The sequence below is a fragment of the Brevundimonas sp. AVps23W genome, from assembly GCF_058681395.1.
Map to the genome: position 1 here is coordinate 1,408,634 of NZ_CM178738.1, position 20,432 is coordinate 1,429,065.

Here is a 20,432-nt window from a genome sequence, read left to right on the forward strand (position 1 = left end):
GCCATGCCGCTTCACATGATCAAACTGGGCGTCGGGGTGCCGGACGTCGAATGGCTGGAGGCCCGCGCCGCCAAGGGTGGTCCCCTGGTCGTCCACACGCGAATGACGCCGAAGCGCGCGCCTGAGATCGAGGACGGCGGGTCGCTGTACTGGGTGGTGAAGGGGACGATCGTCTGCCGCCAGCCGGTGCTGGACATCGCCACCCTGGGCGAGGGCAAGGAGAGCCGGTGCGAAATCACCCTTGCGCCTCAGGTGATCCGCACCGCCCCGATGGCGCGGCGGCCCTTCCAGGGCTGGCGTTATTTCGAGCCCAAGGACGCGCCGGTGGATTTGACTGAACTCGATGCGGGCGAGGCGCCGGAGGAGCTGGTGCGGCAACTGCGCGAACTGGGCGCCTGGTAGCCCCAGGCCGCTTGGGCTTTTGGGAGTTGACCCGGCCTCGCGCGCATGGCCTGTGCCGCGTCCGATGATCGCGCTCAGCCCCCAGACCCGCACCGCCTTCCACGACCTGCTGCACCTGGCCTGGCCTGTGATCCTGGCGCGGATCGGCATCATGACCATGGGTCTGACCGACGCCATAGTGGTGGGCAATTTCTCCAGCCGGGAACTGGCCTTCCATTCCCTGGCCTGGGCGCCGACGTCCATCGTCGTGACCACGGCGGTCGGCCTGATGCTGGGGGTCCAGGTGATGACCGCCCGGATGCTGGGTGAGGGGCGGCGGCACGCGGTCGGCTCGGTGCTGCGCCGGGGCATGACCTATTCGCTGCAGATCGGGGTCGTGTCGATGATCGCCCTGATCGTGGTCGGACCCTGGGGGCTCAGCCGTATCGGCCTGGAAGACGGTCTGGCCGAAGGCGCAGGGCCGGCCCTGATCGTCTTCGCCCTGTCCATGCCCTTCTATCTGATCTCGGTGACGGGCCAGTTCTTCCTCGAGGCGCTGGGGCGGCCCAAGCCGGGGATGGTCGCCATGTGGGTGGCGAACGGGGTCAACCTGGTGCTGAACATCGTGCTGGTGCCCGACCTGTTGGGCATCGGCTTCGACGGCGCCTTCGCCTCGGCCTGGGCGACGTTCGGAGCGCGGGCGGCGCTGGCCCTGTTTCTGGTGATCTACATCCTGCGCCTGCCCGAGGCGCGGTCGCTGGGGATCTTCGACAAGCCCGAGCGCGATCCCAAGGCGGCGCGTGAGCAGGTCAAGGTCGGCCTGGGCGCCGGCGCCTCCTATTTCATCGAGGTCGGAGCGTTTTCGGGCTTCACCTTCTTCGCGGGCCAGATCGGCGCGGCCGAGACGGCGGCCTGGGCGGTGGTGCTGAACGTCTCGGCCATCGTCTTCATGCTGCCCATGGGCTTGTCGTCGGCGACGGCGGTGCTGGTGGGACGCAGCTATGGCGCGGGCGACGGGCGAGGGGTGTTGAGGGCCGGTCTGGTCGGAATGGGCGTGGTGACGGCCTTGACCTTGATGGTCGCCCTGATCGTCTGGCCAAGCGCCCATCTGATCGTCGGGGCCTACAACCGCGATCCGGTCTTGCTGGCCATCGCCGCGCCGGCCCTGGTGCTGGCGACCCTGTTCTTCGTCGCGGACGGAATCCAAGTGGTGGCGGCCCAGGCGAACCGGGCGGCGGGCGACGTCTGGTGGCCCACCATCATGCATTTCGCCGCCTATGGCGCGGTGATGATGCCGCTGGGCTGGATTCTGGCGCACCGGATGGGAATCGACGGTCTGGTTTGGGCGGTGATCATCGCCAGCCTGGCGTCCTCGACCCTGCTGACGGGGCGATTCATCCGTATTGCGCGCCGTCTGCCTTGAAATTCTCCCTCCCCTTCATGGGGAGGGGCGGCGAAGCGTAGCGCAGCCGGGGTGGGGCAGTCGGGACCTTGCTCAGGCCCTTTCGGGCCCCACCCTGATCGCTGCGCGATCGTCCCTCCCCATGTAAGGGGAGGGAGAGGTGACGAAGCCGCTTCCGCTCTCTATATCCCTGCGCTTCCCCGAACTCTTGGACGATCATGGCCCGCATCCTCATCACCTCGGCGCTGCCCTACATCAACGGCATCAAGCACCTGGGGAATCTGGCGGGCTCGATGTTGCCCGCCGACGTTTGGGCGCGGTTCAAGCGGGCCCAGGGTCATGAGGTCCTTTATATCTGCGCTACCGACGAGCACGGCACCCCGGCCGAGCTGGCTGCCGCCGCCGCCGGTCAGGACGTGCGCACCTATTGCGACGAGCAGCACGAGATCCAGAAGGCGGCGGGTCAGGCCTTCGGCCTGAGCTATGACTGGTTCGGCCGGTCGTCGAACCCGCAGAACCATCGCCTGACCCAGCATTTCGCCGAGGCGCTGGAGAAGAACGGCCTGATCGAGGAGCGGGTGGATCGGATGATCTATTCGATCGACGACGCCCGCTTCCTGCCCGACCGCTATGTCGAGGGCACCTGCCCGCATTGCGGCCATGTCGGCGCGCGTGGCGACCAGTGCGACAACTGCGGGCGTCTGCTGGACCCCACCGACCTGATCGACCCCTATTCGTCGGTGTCGGGCTCCAAGAACCTGGAGGTGCGCGACACGCGTCACCTCTATCTGTTGCAGACCAAGATCGAGCCTCAGATCCGCGCCTGGGTCGATGAAAAGAGCGGCTGGCAGGTGCTGGCCAAGTCCATCGCCTACAAGCATCTGGACGAGGGACTGATCGACCGGGGCATCACCCGCGACCTGGCCTGGGGCGTGCCGGTGCTGAAGGACGGCTTTCCGCGCCCCGGCATGGAGGACAAGGTCTTCTACGTCTGGTTTGACGCCCCCATCGAATATATCGCGGCGACCGAGGAATGGGCCGAGGCGACCGGCGGTTCGTGGCGCGACTGGTGGCGGCTGGACGAAGGGGCTGAGGACGTCCGCTACGTCCAGTTCATGGGCAAGGACAACGTCGCCTTCCACACCGTGTCGTTCCCGGCGACCATCATCGGCTCGGGCGAGCCGTGGAAGACGGTGGACCAACTGAAGGCCTTCAACTGGCTGAACTGGTATGGCGGGAAGTTCTCGACCAGCCAGAAGCGCGGCGTCTTCATGGACCAGGCGCTGGAATTGCTGCCGGCCGACTACTGGCGCTGGCGCCTCACCGCCTATGGCCCTGAACATGCGGACTCGGCTTTCACCTGGGAAGATTTCCAGGCCTCGACCAACAAGGACCTGGCCGATGTGCTGGGCAATTTCGTCAACCGGATCGTCAAATTCGCCGAGTCGAAGTTCGACGGCGTCGTGCCCGAGGGCGGCGAGGCGGGCCCGGTCGAGATCCAGCTGGAGGCCGACATCAAGGCGGGCATCGCCGAGGCGACCGAACAGTTCGAGGCCATGGAGTTCCGCAAGGCGGCCCAGGCCCTGCGCGCCGTCTGGGTGCTGGGCAACGAATATCTCCAGGTCGCCGCCCCGTGGACCGCGCTGAAGACGGACCGCGACCGCGCGGCCGTCGGCGTGCGTACGGGCCTGAATCTCGTGGCCCTGTTCGCCCGTTTGGCGGCGCCGATCCTGCCCTTCTCGGCCGAGAAGATCGCCGCCTCGGTCGGCTCAACCGACCTGAGCTGGCCGGGCGCGGACGAAGATGTGTTGAACAGCCTGGCTCTCGGCCAAGCGGTCGCGGCCCAGGGCGTGCTGTTCGCCAAGATCGAGGACGCCCAGGTGGCGGAATGGTCCGAACGCTTCGGCGGAGCGGACGCCTAGTTGATCGGGCGAAGGGGGAAAACGCGATGACACCGAACCTGACGCCTCTGACCGACGAACGACTTGCGGCTATCCGTCAGCGGCTATCCCGGACGGGACGAACTCAGATCGACGGGGTTCTCGCCCCGGCCGACGCTCAGGTCCTGTATGAAGCGGCTGCGGCGGCTGACTACAATGTCGTCACTCGGCGGGGGACTGGTCACGTTGATCTGCCTGCCGCCTGGCTAGCGTCATTACAGCCTGATCAGAAGATGGGCCTGGGGCAGGCGGTACAGGTCTCGGCACAGACCGATTTCCAGTATCTGTACGACAATCATCCGATCTACGACCTGGTTGAGGCTGGAGCGGCGGCGCCCATGTGGGCCGACCTGGTGGCCTTTCTGAACAGCCCAGTCTTTCTCGGCCTGATGAGGGACCTTACGGGCGAACCGCGCATCGCCCTGGCCGACGCTCAACTGACCCGATACCGCGCGGGGCATTTCCTGACCGAACATGACGACCATGCTGAGGGCAAGAACCGCTTTTTCGCCTATGTGCTGAACCTGACGCCGGTCTGGCGGATCGAATGGGGCGGCTTGCTGGCTTTCCATGGCGTGGACGGCAATGTGTCCGAGGCCTTCACGCCGCGCTTCAACACCCTGAACCTGCTGAAGGTGCCGTCCCCTCATTCCGTGACGCAGATAGCCCTGTCGGCGGCAGCGCCACGGATCTCGGTCACGGGCTGGTTGCGAGGCGCTTAGACCGCTTAAGTCTCGTGCACGTTGATTGCGTCCTGGGCCGGGGCGCCATGGCGAAGGCCTCGTCCGCGCGCGGCGGAGGGCCTAGGACAATTTCGCCGATATGGCGTCGTCACATTCCATGCTTGCCTGACATCGCAAAACACACCCCGATAAGGAGGCCGTCATGGCCAAGGATTATGCGGCGCTGACACGCGACATCTCGACCTACATCGGCGAACTGCGTCGGTTGCAGCCGGGGCCGATGCAGGCCTTTTCGGAATTGGCGAAGACGGCGACGGCCGAAGGCGCGCTGGACAAGAAGACCAAGGAATTGATCGCCCTATCCATCGGGGTGACGCAGCGGTGCGACGGCTGCATTGGCTTTCATGCCAAGGCGCTGAAGGATTTGGGGGCCACGCGCGACGAGATCGCCGAAGCGATGGCCATGTGCGTCTATATGGGCGGCGGGCCGGCCCTGATGTACGCGGCCGATGCGCTGAGGGCTTTCGACCAGTATTCCGAACCGGCCTAGGTTTCACCCTAGCCTTCGATGATCGGCCGTCCCGCCGCGTGCCAGGCCTGGATGCCGCCGGTCAGGTTGAACAGAGGCTGGCCTGCGGGGCCGGTCGGGCCGACGAAGGCGCAGACTTGGTGGCTGCGGCCGCCTTTCAGGCACTGGACGATGATCTTCCTGTCGGCGGGCAGGTCCAGCGCCTCCCAGGCGGCGGGCATCTGGCTGAGCGGGGCCAGGATGGCGCCTTCGATTCGGGCGGCGGCGAACTCGTCAGGCTCGCGCACGTCGATCAGGATCGCCTCGCCGGATTGCAGCCAGGCGGCGGCTTCCTCGACGGTGACGGTGGCGACCGTCATGCTGCGGGCGCCGTCGGTTCGGCGGGCGCCGTCGTCGGGCTGTCCTCGGTGCGCTTCTGGCCCAGATGTTTGGCGGCTTCCTCAGGACTGATCTCGATGAAGGCCGGGGCCGAGGCGTTGAACTCATCCATATTGCCGGTGCGGACCACCACCTGGCGGGCGCCGTCCCAGATCATGTGCAGGGCCACATAGAGGACGACGACCAGGCCGATGTAGCCGATCCAGGCGAAGCGGTGCAGCAGCTTGGCGATATAGGTGGCGGCGACGCCCATCAGGGCGATCGACAGAATCAGGCCGAAAACCATGATCCACGGGTGTTCGTGGGCGGCGCCGGCGACGGCCAGCACATTGTCCAGCGACATGGTGATGTCGGCGACCATGATCTGGGCCAGGGCCGCGCCAAAGCTCTTGCGCTTCAGACCCAGTTCCTCGGGCGAGGGGCCTGAGCCGTGCTCGATGCTCATGGCCAGCTCGAGTTCCTTCTCGGCCTCGGCCTGGTCGTGGGTGCGCTGCTCCTGCAGTTCGCGCCACATCTTCCAGCAGACCCACAGCAGCAGCAGGCCGCCCGCCAGCAGCAGGCCGACGAGGGCCAGCAGTTGCACCGTGATCAGGGCGAAGCCGATTCGCATGACGACGGCGGCGGCCAGGCCGATCAGAATGGCCTTCTTGCGTTGATCCTGGGGCAGGGCGGCGGCGGCCAGACCCACGGCGACGGCATTGTCGCCGGCGAGGACCAGGTCCATCAGAAGGACCTGGCCCAGGGCCGTGGCCTGGCTGGCGAGTTCGGGAGAAGAGAGGAATTCCATGGCCGCTCCTTAACCCCGGTGCGGCCTTCTGTCAGCCGCGTTGCGCGCGCGCCGCCTCATAAAGTGCGACGGCGGCGGCGTTGGAGACGTTCAGGCTCTCGAATCCGCCGGGCATTGGGATTTTGGCCAGGACGTCGCAGTGTTCGGCCACCAGTCTGCGGATGCCGTCGCCCTCGGATCCCATGACCAGAACCGTCGGCTGGCGATCCAGCGCCTCTTCCAGCGTCTGCTCGCCGGCGCCGTCCAGGCCGACAGCGCGCCAGCCCAGGTCGGCGAGGCGCTCCAGAGCACGCGACAGATTCGTCACGCGCGCATGGGGCAGGCGTTCGGTGGCGCCGACCGCCGCCTTGGCCAGGGCGCCGGCCAGGGCTGGGGCGTGACGGTCCTGCACGATGATTCCCCGCGCGCCGAAGGCCAGGGCCGAGCGGAAGATGGCGCCGACATTCTGGGGGTCCGTCAGTTGGTCCAGCATGACGATGACACCCTGGGCCGGCTCGGCCAGCTCCTCCAGCGACACGCCTTCCAGCGGCTGGACCTTGAAGGCCAGGCCCTGGTGCACGGCGCCGGCGGGCAGCATCCGGTTCAGGGCGACGGCGTCTACGACCTCGATCTTGTGGCCGTGGGCCAATTTGCCCTCTTCGATCTCTGCGGCGCGATCCGGCGTGGCCAGAAGACGGCCCATGCCTCGACGCGCGGGATTCGCCAGCGCAGCCAAAACCGGGTGACGCCCCCAGAGAAAATTATCGGCGTCCGCCTTGCCCCGATCGGGCGAACGGGGCGGGCGGGGCGCGTCCTCGCGTCCGGAAAACCCTTGCGCCACGGGCTTTTGGCCCTTTTCGCGAGGGCCGGAAGCCCGGCTTCCAAAGATTGGTTTTTTACCGCTTTTACGGTCGTTGCGTTCTGTTTTCGACGACACTATAAGACGCCCTCCGATTTGGAGCCCCAAGGGCTTTCGGGTCTGGGCGCCCCCTCTATCCTAGAGGAGGCGACAAGCCGAAGGCTTTTGTTTCGTCCCGCTTGATTAAGGGCGGAACGAGGGGTCCATCGGTTCGACAAGGCGCGCTGGGGGAATGTCCCGAGTGGCAAAGGGGGGGGACTGTAAATCCCCTGCGTAAGCTTCGAAGGTTCGAGTCCTTCTTCCCCCACCACGCGCCTTATCGGATACGATGGATCAGGACGACGGAGAGGAACCGGCTGCGGCGTTCCCAAAGAACTTCCGCAGTCTCCGCGCGGGTATAGCACAATGGTAGTGCAGCAGCCTTCCAAGCTGAGGATGTCGGTTCGATCCCGTCTACCCGCTCCAGGTTTTTTGATCAGCATCGCGCCCCTCAACCCGGGCCATCAGGAGTTTGGCCATGGCCAAGGAAAAGTTCGAACGCACGAAGCCGCACTGCAACATCGGCACGATCGGTCACGTTGACCACGGCAAGACGACGCTGACGGCGGCGATCACGATGACGCTGGCGAAGGCCGGCGGCGCCAAGGCGATGGCCTATGCGGACATCGACGCTGCGCCGGAAGAAAAGGCGCGCGGCATCACGATCAACACGGCGCACGTTGAGTATGAGACGGCCAACCGTCACTACGCCCACGTCGACTGCCCCGGCCACGCCGACTATGTGAAGAACATGATCACCGGCGCGGCGCAGATGGACGGCGCGATCCTGGTGGTTTCGGCCGCTGACGGCCCGATGCCGCAAACGCGCGAGCACATCCTGCTGGCCCGTCAGGTCGGCGTGCCGGCCCTGGTGGTCTTCATGAACAAGGTCGACCTGGTCGACGACGAAGAACTGCTCGAGCTGGTCGAGATGGAAGTGCGCGAGCTGCTCTCGTCGTACCAGTTCCCGGGCGACGATATTCCGATCACCAAGGGTTCGGCCAAGGCTGCGACCGACGGCGTGAACCCGGAAATCGGCGAACAACGCGTTCTGGCCCTGATGGAAACGGTCGACGCCTACATCCCGCAGCCGGAACGTCCGGTCGACCTGCCCTTCCTGATGCCGGTCGAAGACGTCTTCTCGATCTCGGGCCGCGGCACCGTGGTCACGGGCCGCGTCGAAAAGGGTATCGTCAAGGTCGGTGAAGAAGTCGAAATCGTCGGCATCCGCCCGGTCCAGAAGACGACCTGCACCGGCGTCGAAATGTTCCGCAAGCTGCTGGACCAAGGTCAAGCGGGCGACAACGTCGGCGTTCTGCTGCGCGGCACCAAGCGTGAAGACGTCGAGCGCGGTCAGGTTCTGTGCAAGCCGGGTTCGATCACCCCGCACACCAAGTTCCTGGCTGAAGCCTACATCCTGACCAAGGAAGAGGGCGGCCGTCACACCCCGTTCTTCACCAACTATCGCCCGCAGTTCTACTTCCGCACGACCGACGTGACCGGCATCGTGCAGCTGAAGGAAGGCGTCGAAATGATCATGCCCGGCGACAACGCCGAGCTGAACGTCGAACTGATCACACCGATCGCCATGGACCAAGGCCTGCGCTTCGCCATCCGTGAAGGCGGCCGCACCGTCGGCGCCGGCGTCGTCGCCAAGATCATCGAGTAATCGAAGATCGGAAACAGCCTCAAGTCGCGAGCCTCCGCGAGGCGAGCATAGGCTGAGAGACAGAGTAGCGTAACAGAACGGCCCCCGGAGAAATCCGGGGGCCGTTTTGCTGTCTGGGGTGGATTGGGCGGCGTCAGATCAGCGCTTGGCCGTCTCGATCATCCGGGCGATTTCGGCGGGGTCGATGCTGCTGGCGACTTTGCCGTTGACGAAGAAGGTGGGGGTGCCTTGAAGTTTCAGCGCCGCTGCGGTCGTGTGGATGTCGGCGATGTGCCGCGTGGTCTCGGGGGCGGCCAGGGTCGCCTTGGCGCGGGCCATGTCCACGCCGTGTTCGGCCAGGATGCGGTCGACAGCCTGGGGCGTCAGGGCGCGTTCGCGCATCAGGGCGTCATAGACCTCGAGATACTTGCCCTGCTGGTGCGCGGCCAGGGCGGCGCGGGCGGCGTACTGCGAGGCGATGTCCTCGCCTCGGTCCAGGATGGGCCAGTCCTTGAAGACGAAGCGGACGTCGGGGTGGGCCGCCATCAGGGCGCGGAACTGGGGCGCCACGGCCTTGCAGCCGGGGCAGCGGAAGTCGAAGAACTCGATCACCGTCACCTTGGCGTCGGCGGGGCCGAAGGCGGGATCGCGGTTGTCGGGGGCCAGCAGGCCGGCGTTGGCCGTGGCGGCGGCGTTGGTCTCAGCGACGCGGGCCTGCTCCGCCTTGGTCTGCAGCGCCAGGCTGGCCTCTTGCAGCACCTCGGGGTGTTCCAGCAGATAGGCGCGGACGCCGTCGCCCGAGCCGCCGCCGAAATAGGGGGCTGCGGCCAGGCCCAGGGCCACGACCGAGACGCCCAGGGCCACATAGCCGGCGACGCCGCCGGTGAAGCGGCCGCCTTGGGCGAGCGGCGGGGTCTGGGGCTCAGGCGCGGGGGCGTCGTCGGTCATGAGGGCTCGCAATCAGGAAGGAGAGGCGGGGAGGCGTCAGTTCAGCGTCAGTTCAGCGACGTCGGCTTGCGTGCGGCGTCGCGGCGGTCGAGGTCCAGCAGATCGTCAGGCGTGGCCCCGGACGCCAAAATGATGTCCACGGCCCGGCGCCATTCCATGGAGTTGGGATCCAGCATACTGCGGGCGCGCAGGGCGAACTGGGTGGCCTCGCGCTCCTGACCGGCGGCGAAATAATATTCGGCGGTGGCGAGACGGGCCTCGCCCTCCTTGCCCTGGGCGGCGTAGGCCTGACCCAGCAGACGCCAGGCCATGGTGTTCTCGCGTTCGGCGACGGTGGCGTGCTTCAGCTGGTCGATGGCCTCGTCCAGGTTCTTGGGGTCGTCCGTGCCGATCAGGGCGTGGGCCAGGTTGACGCGCAGCAGGGGGGCGTCGGGCTTGAGCCGCACAGCCTCGCGGTGGGCGGCCACGGCCTCGACCGGACGGCCTTCCTCGAAGAAGATCTGGCCCTTCAGCTCGGCGAAATAAGGGTTCTGCGGGTCTTCGGCGATCAGGGCGTCGACGGCGGCCAGGGCCTTGTCCGTCTGGCCGTCGCGGTACCAGGCGATGGCGCGGGCGTAGCGACCGGGCAGGCTGACGTCGGTCGAGGGATAGGCGCGCAGGGTGGTGTTCGGCGGGTCCATGAAGGCGTGGATCTTGGCCAGGATCAGGGCGTGCTGAGCCATCCGTTCGGGACTGTCGCGATGACCATAGTGGGGCTGGTCCTGGACGTAGCGGCGCATCGACTCGATCCGCTGCGACGACAGGGGGTGGCTGCGGAAATAGGGATAGCGACGCGCGTCGGAGAAGACTTCCTGGGCGCGGAAATTCTCGAAGAAGGACACCAGGCCCGCCCCGGATTCGCCGGCGCCTTCCAGCGCCCGCGCGCCCGTAAGGTCGGCCTCGCCTTCCTGGCTCTGCATATACTGAAGGGCGCCGATGGTGCCGAAATACTGGCTGGAGCCCAGGAGGGCGACGCCCGCGTCCGGCGCGCCGGCGGCGATGGCCAGGGCGCCCAGGGCCATGGTCATGAACATCGGCTGTTTGGCGGCGTTCTGGGCGCCGTCGCGCAGGGTGTGGCGGTTCTTGATATGGCCCGCCTCGTGCGCCATCACCCCCAGCAGTTCGTTGGGGGACTTGGTCCGCAGGATCAGGCCGGTGTTGACGCCCATGATCCGTCCGCGCGTGGCGAAGGCGTTCAACTCGTTGTCATTGACCAGCAGGACTTCGACGTCCTCCGGGTTCAGCCCCATCGAAACGAAGACCGGATCGGCCCACTCGCGGATGATCCCCTCGATCTCGGTATCGCGGATCAGGCTCTGGGCCGAGGCCTGGCCGGCGGCGACGAGGGCTGCAAAGCCCACCGCCGCCGCCGCCAGAACGCGGGATGCGGATCGGGGAAGCCACGTCATGGCGTACTCCAAGAACGACCGGCCCCCTGCCAGCATCCTGACAGTCTAATCGTGACCGATCAGCGGCGCCACCACCCACGCTTGGGCTTTGCGGGCGGGGCGACGATCTGGTTGGGATCTTCGGCGATGATCGCCTGGACATCGACTTCCGGCGTCGGGGCGACGACGGGCTCGGCCAGAACAGCGGGCTGAGGTTCAGGCGCGACCGGCGGCTTGGGCTGTTCGACCGGGGCGAGCTCGACCGGCTCGGCGGCCAGGGCTTCCTCGGGCGTAACGTCCAGTTCGACCGGGCCGCCTTCGACGGAGGCCTCGTTCGGCTCGACCGCCGTGTCCGGGTGCGGTTCGACGTGCGCCTCGACCTCGGCGGTCTCGGCGGTCGGGGCAGTTTGGACCACGGCGTCGGCGCCGGCCGACTTGCGGCGGACGCGACGACGTTGGGGCTCCGGCGCAACGGAGGGGGCGTCCGCCTCGACCGTGTCGGTGGCCGGTTCGACGATCACCGCCATCGGCGTGTGGGGCGAGCCGTCGGCCGGCATGCCTTCGTTGGTGGCGCGGTTTTCGACCTTGATCTCGTGGCCGGCAGCGTCGCCGCCCCGACCCCGGCCACGACGACGACGGCGACGCGAACGGCCGCCTTCTTCGCTGGAGCCTTCGGAGGCCACGGCGTCCAGCCCTTCGACATCGGCCTGCGGGCGTTCAGTGCGCTCCGGACGTTCGGCGCGGGGCTCGGGACGGCCCGGGTTCAGCGGGTCGAACCAGACGTAGGGATCGTCCAGCGACGGGGTGCGGCCGCGGACCCAGGTGTAGACGTCGCGCTCGCCGTCCTCGCGGACGCGGCGACCACCGCGGCGGCCACGGCGGCGGCGGCGGCCGTTCTCGTCTTCCTCGTCGTCCGAGGCGTCGTCGAGGTTCAGCGTATCGGCGGCTTCCGCAGTGTCGGAGACCTCGGCGGTTTCTTCGTCACGACGACCGCCGCGACGGCGGCGATTGCGGCCACGACCCCGATCACGCCCGCCCGACTCGCTGCGTTCAGACCGTTCGCGCGGCTCGTCGTCGTCGCTGTCCTCGCGGTCCAGCGCCTCGACGTCGTCATCATCGTCGTCGCTGACGATCTCCTCGTCGTCGTCCTCATCCTCGTCTTCGTACAGGGACGGGTCGAAGTCGTCGTCGAGGTTGGGCATCTCGATCTCGGGCGCGACGAAGTCCTCGTTCGTCTCGGTGCGTTCGATATTGTGCTCGCCCTGGCCCAGGCTGTCGTCGATCTGGACGATGACGTTCAGGCCACGACGTTCCAGCAGCGCCTGCAGATAGGCGCGCTTGTGGTTCAGGATGTACAGGCCGACGGCGGTGCAGACCTTCAGCACCACGACGCCCGCGCCGTTCTTGCCGGCTTCGATATCGACCGCGCGCAGGGTCATCAGGGCGGCGGATTCGGCGGAGCGGATGCGGCCGGTGCCCTGGCAGTGCGGGCAGGCCTCGGTCGCGCCCTCGATCACGCCCAGGCGACGGCGCTGACGGCTGATTTCCATCAGGCCGAAGGGCGAGATGCGGCCCATCTGGATGCGGGCGCGGTCGGCCGACAGGGCCTCCTTCAGCACACGCTCGACGGTGCGGTTGTTCTTGCCTTCATCCATGTCGATGAAGTCGATGACGACCAGGCCGGCGAGGTCGCGCAGGCGCAGTTGGCGGGCGGCTTCCTCCGCCGCTTCCATATTGGTCTTGAACGCCGTCTGCTCGACGTTGCGTTCCTTGGTCGCGCGGCCCGAGTTGACGTCGATGGCCACCAGAGCTTCGGTCTGGTTGATGACCAGATAGCCGCCCGACTTCAGCGGCACGACCGGCTGATGGATCTGGGTCAGCAGTTCTTCGATGCCGTTGGCCGCGAACAGGGGGCGCGAGCCGCGATACAGGTGAACCTTCTTGGCCTGGGACGGCATCAGGACGCGCATGAAGTCGCGCGCTTCCTTGAAGCCCTCGACGCCCTCGACCTGGATGCCGTCGAAGTCCTTGTCGAACATGTCGCGCACGGCGCGGCGGACCAGGTTCTCTTCTTCGTAGATCACCGAGGGGGCGTGAGAGGCGAGGGTGGTCTCGCGGATCGTCTCCCACAGGCGCAACAGATATTGGTAGTCGCGCTTGATCTCGGCCTTGGTGCGCTTGGCGCCGGCGGTGCGGATGATCAGGCCCATGCCCTTGGGCACTTCCAGGGCCGAGACAGCGCTCTTCAGGCGGCGACGGTCGGAGGTGTTGGTGATCTTGCGGCTGATGCCGCCGCCCTTGCCGGTGTTGGGCATCAGGACGCAATAGCGACCGGCCAGCGACAGCCAGGTGGTCAGGGCTGCGCCCTTGGCGCCGCGTTCGTCCTTGACGACTTGGACCAGCAGGATCTGGCGACGCTTGATCACGTCCTGGATCTTGTAGCGACGCATCAGGCGACGCTTCAGCCGCTCTTCGTCGGCCAGGGCGGCTTCGGGATCGGCGTCGTCGTCGGACTCACGACCCAGATCGTCGTCATCGTCGTCGTCGTGCGCTTCGGCCATGATGGCTTCGCGGTCGGCGACCGGGATCTGGTAGTAGTCCGGGTGGATTTCGTTGAAGGCCAGGAAGCCGTGGCGGTTGCCGCCGTACTCGATAAAGGCGGCCTGCAGGCTGGGCTCTACGCGGGTGACCTTGGCGAGGTAGATGTTGCCGCGAAGCTGGCGCTTCGCACGGGACTCGAAATCGAATTCCTCGATCTGGCGTCCGTCAACGATCGCGACCCGGGTTTCTTCCGGGTGGGCCGCGTCGATCAGCATAGTCTTTGACATTGAAAGTCTCTCTCTGGCGCGCGCAGGCCGACCGTACCGGAACACCGGAAAGGGTCATGGCGGCTCGCCGAACGGGGGGAAGGGCCGGCGCACGCGACATCCCTTCGCCTGGGAAGGCGAAGCAGGCTTGGTCAAGCCGTTGGGGAGCGCAGGCGGAAAGGCCCATGGAGGTCGTCGGTCCTGAACCGGGCGCGCCAATCTTTGAGGAAGGCCGCGACCCTGGTCCGCTCTTCGAACCATCGGCGTCGCCGGGCGGTTCTCGGATTGGTGAAAGTCAGCGCCGCGAGGAGGGCGCGCCGGGCTTCGCACAGGCGAAGAAGGCGCGATCGGTTCGCGAGCGGTTCACAGCATAGTCACGCTGTACGCGAATTAAAAGGTGTTCGGCCTTAACCCCCTGAATACGAGCCTCTGGCATGATGGGGTTCAAGTTCGCGTAGGATGGGTTCGACGGCGTTATGGGCGGTCGCTTTTTGACAGATGTGGTGCGTTGGGGCGCGAGGGAATGGGCCATGACCGCCCTGGCCTTCGTCGTGATATGCGCCGTGGCGCTGTTTGCGACGCGCGGTTTCGCCTGGGGCGCGCAGGGCGATGTCCTGGGAATTCGCTTCGGCGCCGACGGCGACCGGACCCGTGTGGTCATCGATCTGGACAAGTCGACGCAGGGGCGGGTGATCGACACCGGCGCGGACGGTCGCGTCACCCTGGCCTTGACCGGTGTCGCGCCGGGCCGAGGCTTGAACGGCGGCGGGTCGGGCCTGGTCCGCTCCTATCAAGTCAGCGCGGCGGGCGGCGCCTCGCGCGTTCAGCTCGAGCTGGCGCGCGGAAGCGAGATCGAACGCCGCTTCCTGCTGCCCCCCGGCGACGGGGTGGCCCATTATCGTTACGTCGTGGATCTGAAGGCCGTGGGCGGGTCTGTGCCCGCGCCCCGTGCCGCGCCGCGTTCGACGTCGGCGCCGGCTCGCGCCGAACGACCGCTGATCGTCATCGACGCCGGGCATGGCGGACGCGATCCGGGCGCCAGCGGGGCCAAGGTCAGCGAGAGCCAGGTCACCCTTGCCGCCGCCCTGGCCCTGAAGGCCGAGCTGGAGCGGACCGGCCGTTATCGCGTGCGTTTGACGCGTGAAACCAACACCTATGTCGATCTGTACCGTCGCGTCGCCATCGCGCGGCAGGCGGACGCCGACCTGTTCATCTCTCTGCACGCCGATGCCGGGACCGATCCGGCCGTGCGCGGCGCCAGCGTCTATACCCTGTCCGAACAGGGCGCCGGCCGTGCGGTGCGTGAGTTCACGCGGACCGACAACTGGCACCGCGAGCTGCACCTGCCGGGCCGTGATCCCTCGGTGGACCGGATCCTGCTCGACATGACCCAGCGCGCCACCCAGAACCGCTCGGCCCAGTTTGCGCGCGTGCTCCTGACCCATCTGGAAGGCTCCGACCATCCGCTGCTGCGTCGCAGCCACCGCGATGCGGGTCTGGCCGTGCTGCTGGCGCCCGACGTGCCGGCGGTGCTGCTGGAAATGGGCTTCATCACCAATCCCGAAGACGAGCGACTGCTGACCGACGAGCGCGCGCGCCGTCGTCTGATGAAGTCCGTCGCCGACGGCATCGACCGTTATTTCCGCGAGCCGGCGGCTCCGCTGATGACCGCGTCGAACGATGGAGCGGGACAGCCCTGAGGCGTCCCGCTCGACCGGTTCGCCGGATCGGGCTTCAGGCTGCGATGACGCCGGCGCCTGTTCTATGGGCGGCTGGTGTCGAGACGCTGCGGATCGCGGCGCGGGGCGGCGCGATCCAACGTTCCAGCATAGGCAGGACGTCCGGGCAGGTCTCTTGGTCGAACTTGCGCGCGAACAGGGACGGGCTGGCCTTCAGCGCCGCCGTATCCGCGATCGTATAGGTCCGGGGCCGCAACTTGATGTCGCCGTCGGGGATCCAGTCGATCATCCGCATGTCGTCGTTGACCATCGGCCCGTGGACCTCGGTGTTCTTCATCACCGTCTGGAAGAAGCCCTCGTCGGCGATGAAGGTGTGGCGGTAGAAGGCCTTGAACCGGTCCGCCGCCTTGTCGTGGCAGACAAATTCGCAGAAGCGCCGGCTGACCATCATCCACTGATTGCCGATATAGGGGGTCGCGCCGCGCAGGAAAGGACGGCGCAGGATGGTCCGGATGATGCCCTTGGGGCGTTCGAAAACCAGATTGCGCACCCGGTTCAGAGTGTCGGGCCGGACCTTCTTCTGATCGACGGCGCGAATGAATTCCTGGCCGGGGTGACGGGCCAGGAAGGCCTTTATCTCGGCCTGGGACTTGAGCGGAAAATCCTGGCCGCTGAGATTGATGAACACCGACCAGTCGTCGCTCATTTCCAGCAGGCGTTTCATCCCGCGCAGCTCCGCGTCGATCAGGCTGTAGCCGCCCCACAGGGCGCGGCGGCTCTCGATCACGGCGGCGTTGGCGTAGGGCGCCAGCAGGTCGCGGATCTGCTGCTCCAGCTCGGGGCCTGAGTTTCGGTCGACGTGGACGACATAGTGGTTGGCGGGATCATAGACGGCTTCGAACAGGCGTTTGAACTGTTCGGGGTAGCGGTGGACCAGGATCAGATAACCGATCATGCTTTTTCGCTCCCCTCGAGTGAGAGAGAAAGCGCCGTCGCGACGTGCGTGACGGACAGCTCGATGAGCCATGTCATGGGAGGACTGGTTTCGCATGGTGGTCAAACCGGATCCGATCAACCGCCACTCGGCGGTTCGCGCCTCGGCGACCATCCTCCTATTTGGGAAGTCTTGGCGAAAACGCCATGGGCGCGAACGCGCCTCGGCCTCATTTGCCGGTCCAGCGGCTGTTAGGGTGGGTCTTTGAACAGGAAGACCGATCCGCATGAAAGAGAGCAAGGGCAAGTCCAAGAAGGCGGCGCCGCCCAAGAAGAACGCGTCGCAGCCCAGCCTGAAAAACCTGACGCCCGTGCCTGGGCGGCCGTCGAAATAGGCGCGACGCCGCCTTAGGCCAGCCCGGCCTTTTTCAACGTCTTCCAGGCCTTGATCACGCGTTGCAGCTTGGCCTCGGCGCCGCGGTCGCCGCCGTTGGTGTCGGGGTGAAAGCGTTTCAGCAGGTCGTGGTACTGGGCCTTGATCCTGGCCTTGTCGGCGCCGGGTTCCAGATCCAGGTCGGCCAGGGCGGCGCGTTCCAGCTTGCCGATGCGGCGATCCTCGGTCGGCGATTGCGGAGCCTGATCGCCGCGACGGCCGAACAGGCCAAAACTGTCACGCCACGAACCGGCGCCGGTGTTGTTGGCCGTACCCATCTTGGCGGAGAAGGCTGCGGCCTCGCGCGTGAACTTGCCGGCCTTCATTTCCCAGGTCGGTCGGCCGCCGGTCATGGCCTCGTTTTCCTGAGCCGCGCGAACCTCGCCTTCGCTCATGCCCGCGTAGAAGTTCCAGCCCTTGTTGTATTCACCCGCGTGGGCCTGGCAGAATTCGTAGAAGTCGTTCAACCGCTCGCGCGACTTGGGCGCCTTGGCAGTCGCGGCCTTGCGGCAGTCAGGCCACTGGCACGGTTTTTCGCCGGGCTTGAGGTGCAGGACGTCCGCCTTGGCGGCTTCCTCCTCGGCCTTCGGCGGCTTCACCCGAATGTCGGTGAATCGCGGCTTGTATTGAAAGGAGGCAGACATCAGCCGAAGTGTAATGCGGATTTGGACCTCTTCAAGGAAACGATCATGTCAGACGGCCCTGTGGCGAAGATTATCCGCGAAAAACTGAGCGCCGCGCTATCGCCGCAACGGCTGGAGATCGAGGACGACAGCTGGCGCCATGCGGGCCATCACCACGAAGGGGGCATGGACGCCCAGCCGGGCGGCGAAACCCACTTCAATCTCACCATTGTGTCTGCCGCCTTCGAAGGCCAGTCGCGGGTGCTGCGGCAAAGAGCCGTCAACGACCTCCTGAGGGAAGAGTTGGCCGGACCGATCCACGCCCTGTCGATCAAGGCGCTCGCGCCGAGCGAGATTGCCCACAGTGTATGATTGCGCAAAAACCAGCGTTCACTCCGTCTTAGAACCTTCAGCCTAGCGTCATGCGACCAAACAGAACGTGGGGACGGCTGGGACATGGTTGAATCTGACGGGGTGGGGAAGGCCTTCGCCGGTGATCGGCGCGCGGGCGACCCGGCACAAGCCCTGACGGCGATCCTGCAGACGCAGTACCTGCGCTACATCATCATCGCCACCTGGGCGCTGGGCCTGCTGGGTACGGTGGCCTGGTGGCAGGCCATGGTGTGGTTCGTCGTCACGGTCGCGGCCGGTTCGATCCGCGGCGTGGTCGAACATAGACTGAGCCATAGGGTTAATGTCGGCTGGGGCATGGTCTTCCCCGCCGTCGGCGCCGCAACGACCGCGGCTTGGGCCGCCGCCCCACTGATGGCGTGGTTCTCCGACGCCGCCTTCGGCCGTCCGCTCGCCATCGCCCTGATCATTTCCGGCTTCGTGCTGGTCTTCGCCCAACTGCGCAGTTCGCCCCGTCAGGCCATGATCATCTCGTCGCCCTACGCCGCCGCAGCCGGGGTCATCCTGCTGAGCCTCTGGGGCAAGCCCGAATTCTGGTCGATGCTGGCGGTGCTGCCGTTCATCGCCGCCTGCCTGTTCGTGCTCGTCACCATGACCATGCTCCGTGAACAGAGGATCGAAGCCTTTCAGGCCCACCAGGCGCATTTGATCGAAGAATTGGAGACTGCGCGGGACAAGGCGAACGCCGCCAACGACGCCAAGTCGAACTTCCTCGGCGTGATTTCCCATGAACTCCGCACCCCGATGAACGGGGTTCTGGGCGCCGCCCAATTGCTGAGCGCGACCCGGCTTGAGGGCGCCCAGCGCGAATATCTGTCGATCATCCGCAATTCCGGGGACAATCTTCTGTCGCTGCTGAACGACATCCTCGACATGACGAAGATCGAGGCCGGCAAGATGACGTTCGAGGTCGTCGATGTCGTGATGGAGGATCTGCAACGCCGGATCACCGGTCCCTTTGAAGCCCAGGCCGAGGCCAGGGGCCTTGGCTTCATCACCGAAATAGAAGGCGAAATACCCTCTGTCGTGCGCGGCGACCCCCTGCGGGTCTGCCAGGTGGTTCAGAATCTGTTGTCGAATGCGGTCAAGTTCACCGACGCTGGTGAAATCCGGTACGTCGTCCGCGGTCGTCGCATCTCCGACCGCAGGGTCGGCTTCGAGTTCTCGGTGAAGGACAGCGGATCAGGAATATCGCCGGCCGACCTGGAACGGCTGTTTCAGCCCTTCACGCAGGTCGATGCCTCTTCGACGCGTCGGTTCGGCGGAACAGGTCTGGGCCTGACCATTGCGCGGCGTATGGCCAACATCATGGACGGCGACATCACCGTGACCTCGACCGTGGGCGAGGGGTCGTGCTTCGTCCTGACCGTCGAGGCGGATGTGGTGGAATGGGCGCGCCCCGCCGCTGCGGAGGTGATTGAGGCCCCGGTCCAGTGTGTCGAATGTCTGCGGGTGCTGGTGGTCGAAGATCACCCGGTCAACCGCATGATCCTTGAATCCTGGATGGGCTCCGCGTCGCACGTCACCGTCACGGCCGAGAATGGCCAATTGGCGGTCGAAGCGGCCCAGGAGCAGCCGTTCGACCTGATCATAATGGACGTGAACATGCCGGTGATGGACGGCCTGACCGCGACGCGTCTGATACGGGGCGGCGGAGGGCCGAACGTCCAGACGCCGATTGTCGTTCTGTCGGCCTCTGCCCGCAAGGAAGACCATCAGGCCGGTCTGGAGGCAGGTGCCGACGCCTATCTGACCAAGCCCATAGATTTCGGCGCCTTGGCGGAAATGATGAGCCGCGTCCCGGGCGGGCGTGAGGCGGTGGGGCGAGGGGACGCCAATAGCGAGCAGTCGGTCGCTGCCTGACTAAGGCCGAAACTCGGTCATGGTCTGAACGGGAGGCGACCCGACCGGTTCAGGCGGGCCTCAGCCGTGGATCTTCATAGTGCGGGCAAGTCGAATGGTTCGACCGCAGATGGAGACATCACGATGAAGAAGATCCTCACCGCCACGATGGCCGCGGTTCTGGCCACCACCACGCTCGGCGCGGCCGGCGCCGCATCGGCTCAGTCCCGCGACGACCGTCGCTATGAACAGCGTCAGGACAGACGCGATGATAGGCGAAACGACCGGCGCGACGACCGACGCGACTATCGCCAAGACCAGCGCCAAGACCAGCGCCACGAAGCGCGTCAGGATCAGCGTCAGTATGCCCGCTGGCAGCAGGCTCAGCGCCGCTATAACGCACCGCGATACGCGCCTCCCCGGGGCTATGCGGTCCGGACCTGGAGCTACGGCCAGCGGATGCCGTCCTATTACCGCACCAACGCCTATGTCGTGAACGACTACGGCCGCTACGGCCTGCGCGCCCCGCCGCGTGGCTATCAATATGTCCGCAGCGGAAATGATGTGGTGCTGGCGGCGGTCGCCGGCGGCCTGATCACCGCCGTGATCGCGGGCCTGTTCAACTGATCCCCGACTGATCCCCAACTTATCGATGACGCCCCGGAGGGAAACCTCCGGGGCGTTTTTCGTTCTGGGCTGACGGC

18 protein-coding genes and 2 tRNA genes are annotated in these 20,432 nt (G+C 66.3%); 12 read left to right on the forward strand and 8 right to left on the reverse strand.

All coding sequences use genetic code 11. The features are described 5' to 3' along the window. Window positions 1-3 precede the first annotated feature (3 nt). From ACW177_RS07000 to ACW177_RS07020, 5 genes are all read left to right on the forward strand, one after another. Window positions 4-402 carry a DUF1489 family protein gene (locus ACW177_RS07000; RefSeq protein ID WP_492027863.1) on the forward strand — a complete coding sequence of 133 codons (399 nt, stop codon included), beginning with the start codon at window positions 4-6 and terminating at the stop codon, window positions 400-402. 64 nt (window positions 403-466) lie between these two features. Next, entirely contained in the window at window positions 467-1,804 is a 1,338-nt protein-coding gene (locus tag ACW177_RS07005) for an MATE family efflux transporter (RefSeq protein WP_492027864.1), read from the forward strand. Window positions 1,805-2,001: 197 nt separating this feature from the next. Then, window positions 2,002-3,705, forward strand: a complete 1,704-nt coding sequence (gene metG / locus ACW177_RS07010) for a methionine--tRNA ligase (RefSeq protein ID WP_492027865.1) — start codon at window positions 2,002-2,004, stop codon at window positions 3,703-3,705. Between the two features lie 26 nt (window positions 3,706-3,731). Then, window positions 3,732-4,445 carry a 2OG-Fe(II) oxygenase gene (locus ACW177_RS07015; protein ID WP_492027866.1) on the forward strand — a complete coding sequence of 238 codons (714 nt, stop codon included), beginning with the start codon at window positions 3,732-3,734 and terminating at the stop codon, window positions 4,443-4,445. Window positions 4,446-4,608: 163 nt separating this feature from the next. Beyond that, a complete protein-coding gene (locus tag ACW177_RS07020) occupies window positions 4,609-4,956 on the forward strand; it encodes a carboxymuconolactone decarboxylase family protein (RefSeq protein WP_492027867.1) in 348 nt (115 codons plus the stop codon). Between the two features lie 8 nt (window positions 4,957-4,964). Here ACW177_RS07020 and ACW177_RS07025 read toward each other — a convergent pair whose 3' ends face one another. Genes ACW177_RS07025 through rlmB form a run of 3 tightly spaced genes read right to left on the reverse strand, consistent with a single transcriptional unit; the run spans window position 4,965 to window position 7,016 of the window. Then, window positions 4,965-5,294: a rhodanese-like domain-containing protein gene (locus ACW177_RS07025; RefSeq protein ID WP_492027868.1), complete on the reverse strand. Its 330-nt coding sequence runs from the start codon at window positions 5,292-5,294 to the stop codon at window positions 4,965-4,967. Beyond that, window positions 5,291-6,100 (reverse strand): TerC family protein, encoded by an 810-nt coding sequence (locus ACW177_RS07030; protein WP_492027869.1) that lies wholly within the window; start codon window positions 6,098-6,100, stop codon window positions 5,291-5,293. The genes ACW177_RS07025 and ACW177_RS07030 overlap by 4 nt, the downstream gene beginning before the upstream one ends. Before the next feature lie 31 nt (window positions 6,101-6,131). Then, on the reverse strand, window positions 6,132-7,016 hold the full coding sequence (rlmB, locus tag ACW177_RS07035; protein ID WP_492027870.1) for a 23S rRNA (guanosine(2251)-2'-O)-methyltransferase RlmB: 885 nt from the start codon (window positions 7,014-7,016) through the stop codon (window positions 6,132-6,134). Between the two features lie 148 nt (window positions 7,017-7,164). Here rlmB and ACW177_RS07040 point away from each other — a divergent pair. The 3 genes from ACW177_RS07040 to tuf all read left to right on the forward strand — a co-directional run bounded on the left by ACW177_RS07040 (window position 7,165) and on the right by tuf (window position 8,646). Then, window positions 7,165-7,248: transfer RNA gene (locus ACW177_RS07040), tRNA-Tyr, on the forward strand. Between the two features lie 81 nt (window positions 7,249-7,329). Continuing rightward, window positions 7,330-7,403, forward strand: a tRNA-Gly gene (locus tag ACW177_RS07045). Between the two features lie 52 nt (window positions 7,404-7,455). After that, entirely contained in the window at window positions 7,456-8,646 is a 1,191-nt protein-coding gene (tuf, locus tag ACW177_RS07050; protein ID WP_008260274.1) for an elongation factor Tu, read from the forward strand. A gap of 138 nt (window positions 8,647-8,784) precedes the next feature. On the opposite strand, the gene ACW177_RS07055 is transcribed toward tuf, so the two are convergent. The 3 genes from ACW177_RS07055 to ACW177_RS07065 are packed head-to-tail and all read right to left on the reverse strand — an operon-like array spanning window position 8,785 to window position 13,828. Continuing rightward, window positions 8,785-9,573: a DsbA family protein gene (locus ACW177_RS07055; protein WP_492027871.1), complete on the reverse strand. Its 789-nt coding sequence runs from the start codon at window positions 9,571-9,573 to the stop codon at window positions 8,785-8,787. A gap of 47 nt (window positions 9,574-9,620) precedes the next feature. Then, a complete protein-coding gene (locus ACW177_RS07060) occupies window positions 9,621-11,021 on the reverse strand; it encodes a M48 family metalloprotease (protein WP_492027872.1) in 1,401 nt (466 codons plus the stop codon). A gap of 59 nt (window positions 11,022-11,080) precedes the next feature. Beyond that, complete coding sequence (locus ACW177_RS07065; RefSeq protein WP_492027873.1) at window positions 11,081-13,828, reverse strand: Rne/Rng family ribonuclease; 2,748 nt, start codon at window positions 13,826-13,828, stop codon at window positions 11,081-11,083. A 509-nt stretch (window positions 13,829-14,337) separates the two neighbouring features. Between ACW177_RS07065 and ACW177_RS07070 the strand changes: the two genes are divergently transcribed. Then, entirely contained in the window at window positions 14,338-15,507 is a 1,170-nt protein-coding gene (locus ACW177_RS07070; protein ID WP_492027874.1) for an N-acetylmuramoyl-L-alanine amidase family protein, read from the forward strand. Window positions 15,508-15,541: 34 nt separating this feature from the next. Here the strand turns inward: ACW177_RS07070 and ACW177_RS07075 are convergent, their stop codons facing one another. Next, a complete protein-coding gene (locus ACW177_RS07075) occupies window positions 15,542-16,441 on the reverse strand; it encodes a beta-1,6-N-acetylglucosaminyltransferase (protein WP_492027875.1) in 900 nt (299 codons plus the stop codon). A 386-nt stretch (window positions 16,442-16,827) separates the two neighbouring features. Further along, window positions 16,828-17,496, reverse strand: coding sequence for a J domain-containing protein (locus ACW177_RS07080; RefSeq protein WP_492027876.1), 669 nt, complete (start codon window positions 17,494-17,496; stop codon window positions 16,828-16,830). A gap of 45 nt (window positions 17,497-17,541) precedes the next feature. Between ACW177_RS07080 and ACW177_RS07085 the strand changes: the two genes are divergently transcribed. The 3 genes from ACW177_RS07085 (at window position 17,542) to ACW177_RS07095 (ending at window position 20,355) form a co-directional block, all read left to right on the forward strand. Beyond that, window positions 17,542-17,847, forward strand: a complete 306-nt coding sequence (locus ACW177_RS07085) for a BolA family protein (RefSeq protein WP_492027877.1) — start codon at window positions 17,542-17,544, stop codon at window positions 17,845-17,847. A gap of 84 nt (window positions 17,848-17,931) precedes the next feature. Further along, window positions 17,932-19,749, forward strand: a complete 1,818-nt coding sequence (locus ACW177_RS07090; protein WP_492027878.1) for an ATP-binding protein — start codon at window positions 17,932-17,934, stop codon at window positions 19,747-19,749. A gap of 123 nt (window positions 19,750-19,872) precedes the next feature. Further along, the gene (locus tag ACW177_RS07095) at window positions 19,873-20,355 is read left to right on the forward strand and encodes an RcnB family protein (RefSeq protein WP_492027879.1); all 483 of its coding nucleotides are present in this window, start codon (window positions 19,873-19,875) and stop codon (window positions 20,353-20,355) included. Window positions 20,356-20,432: the final 77 nt, after the last annotated feature.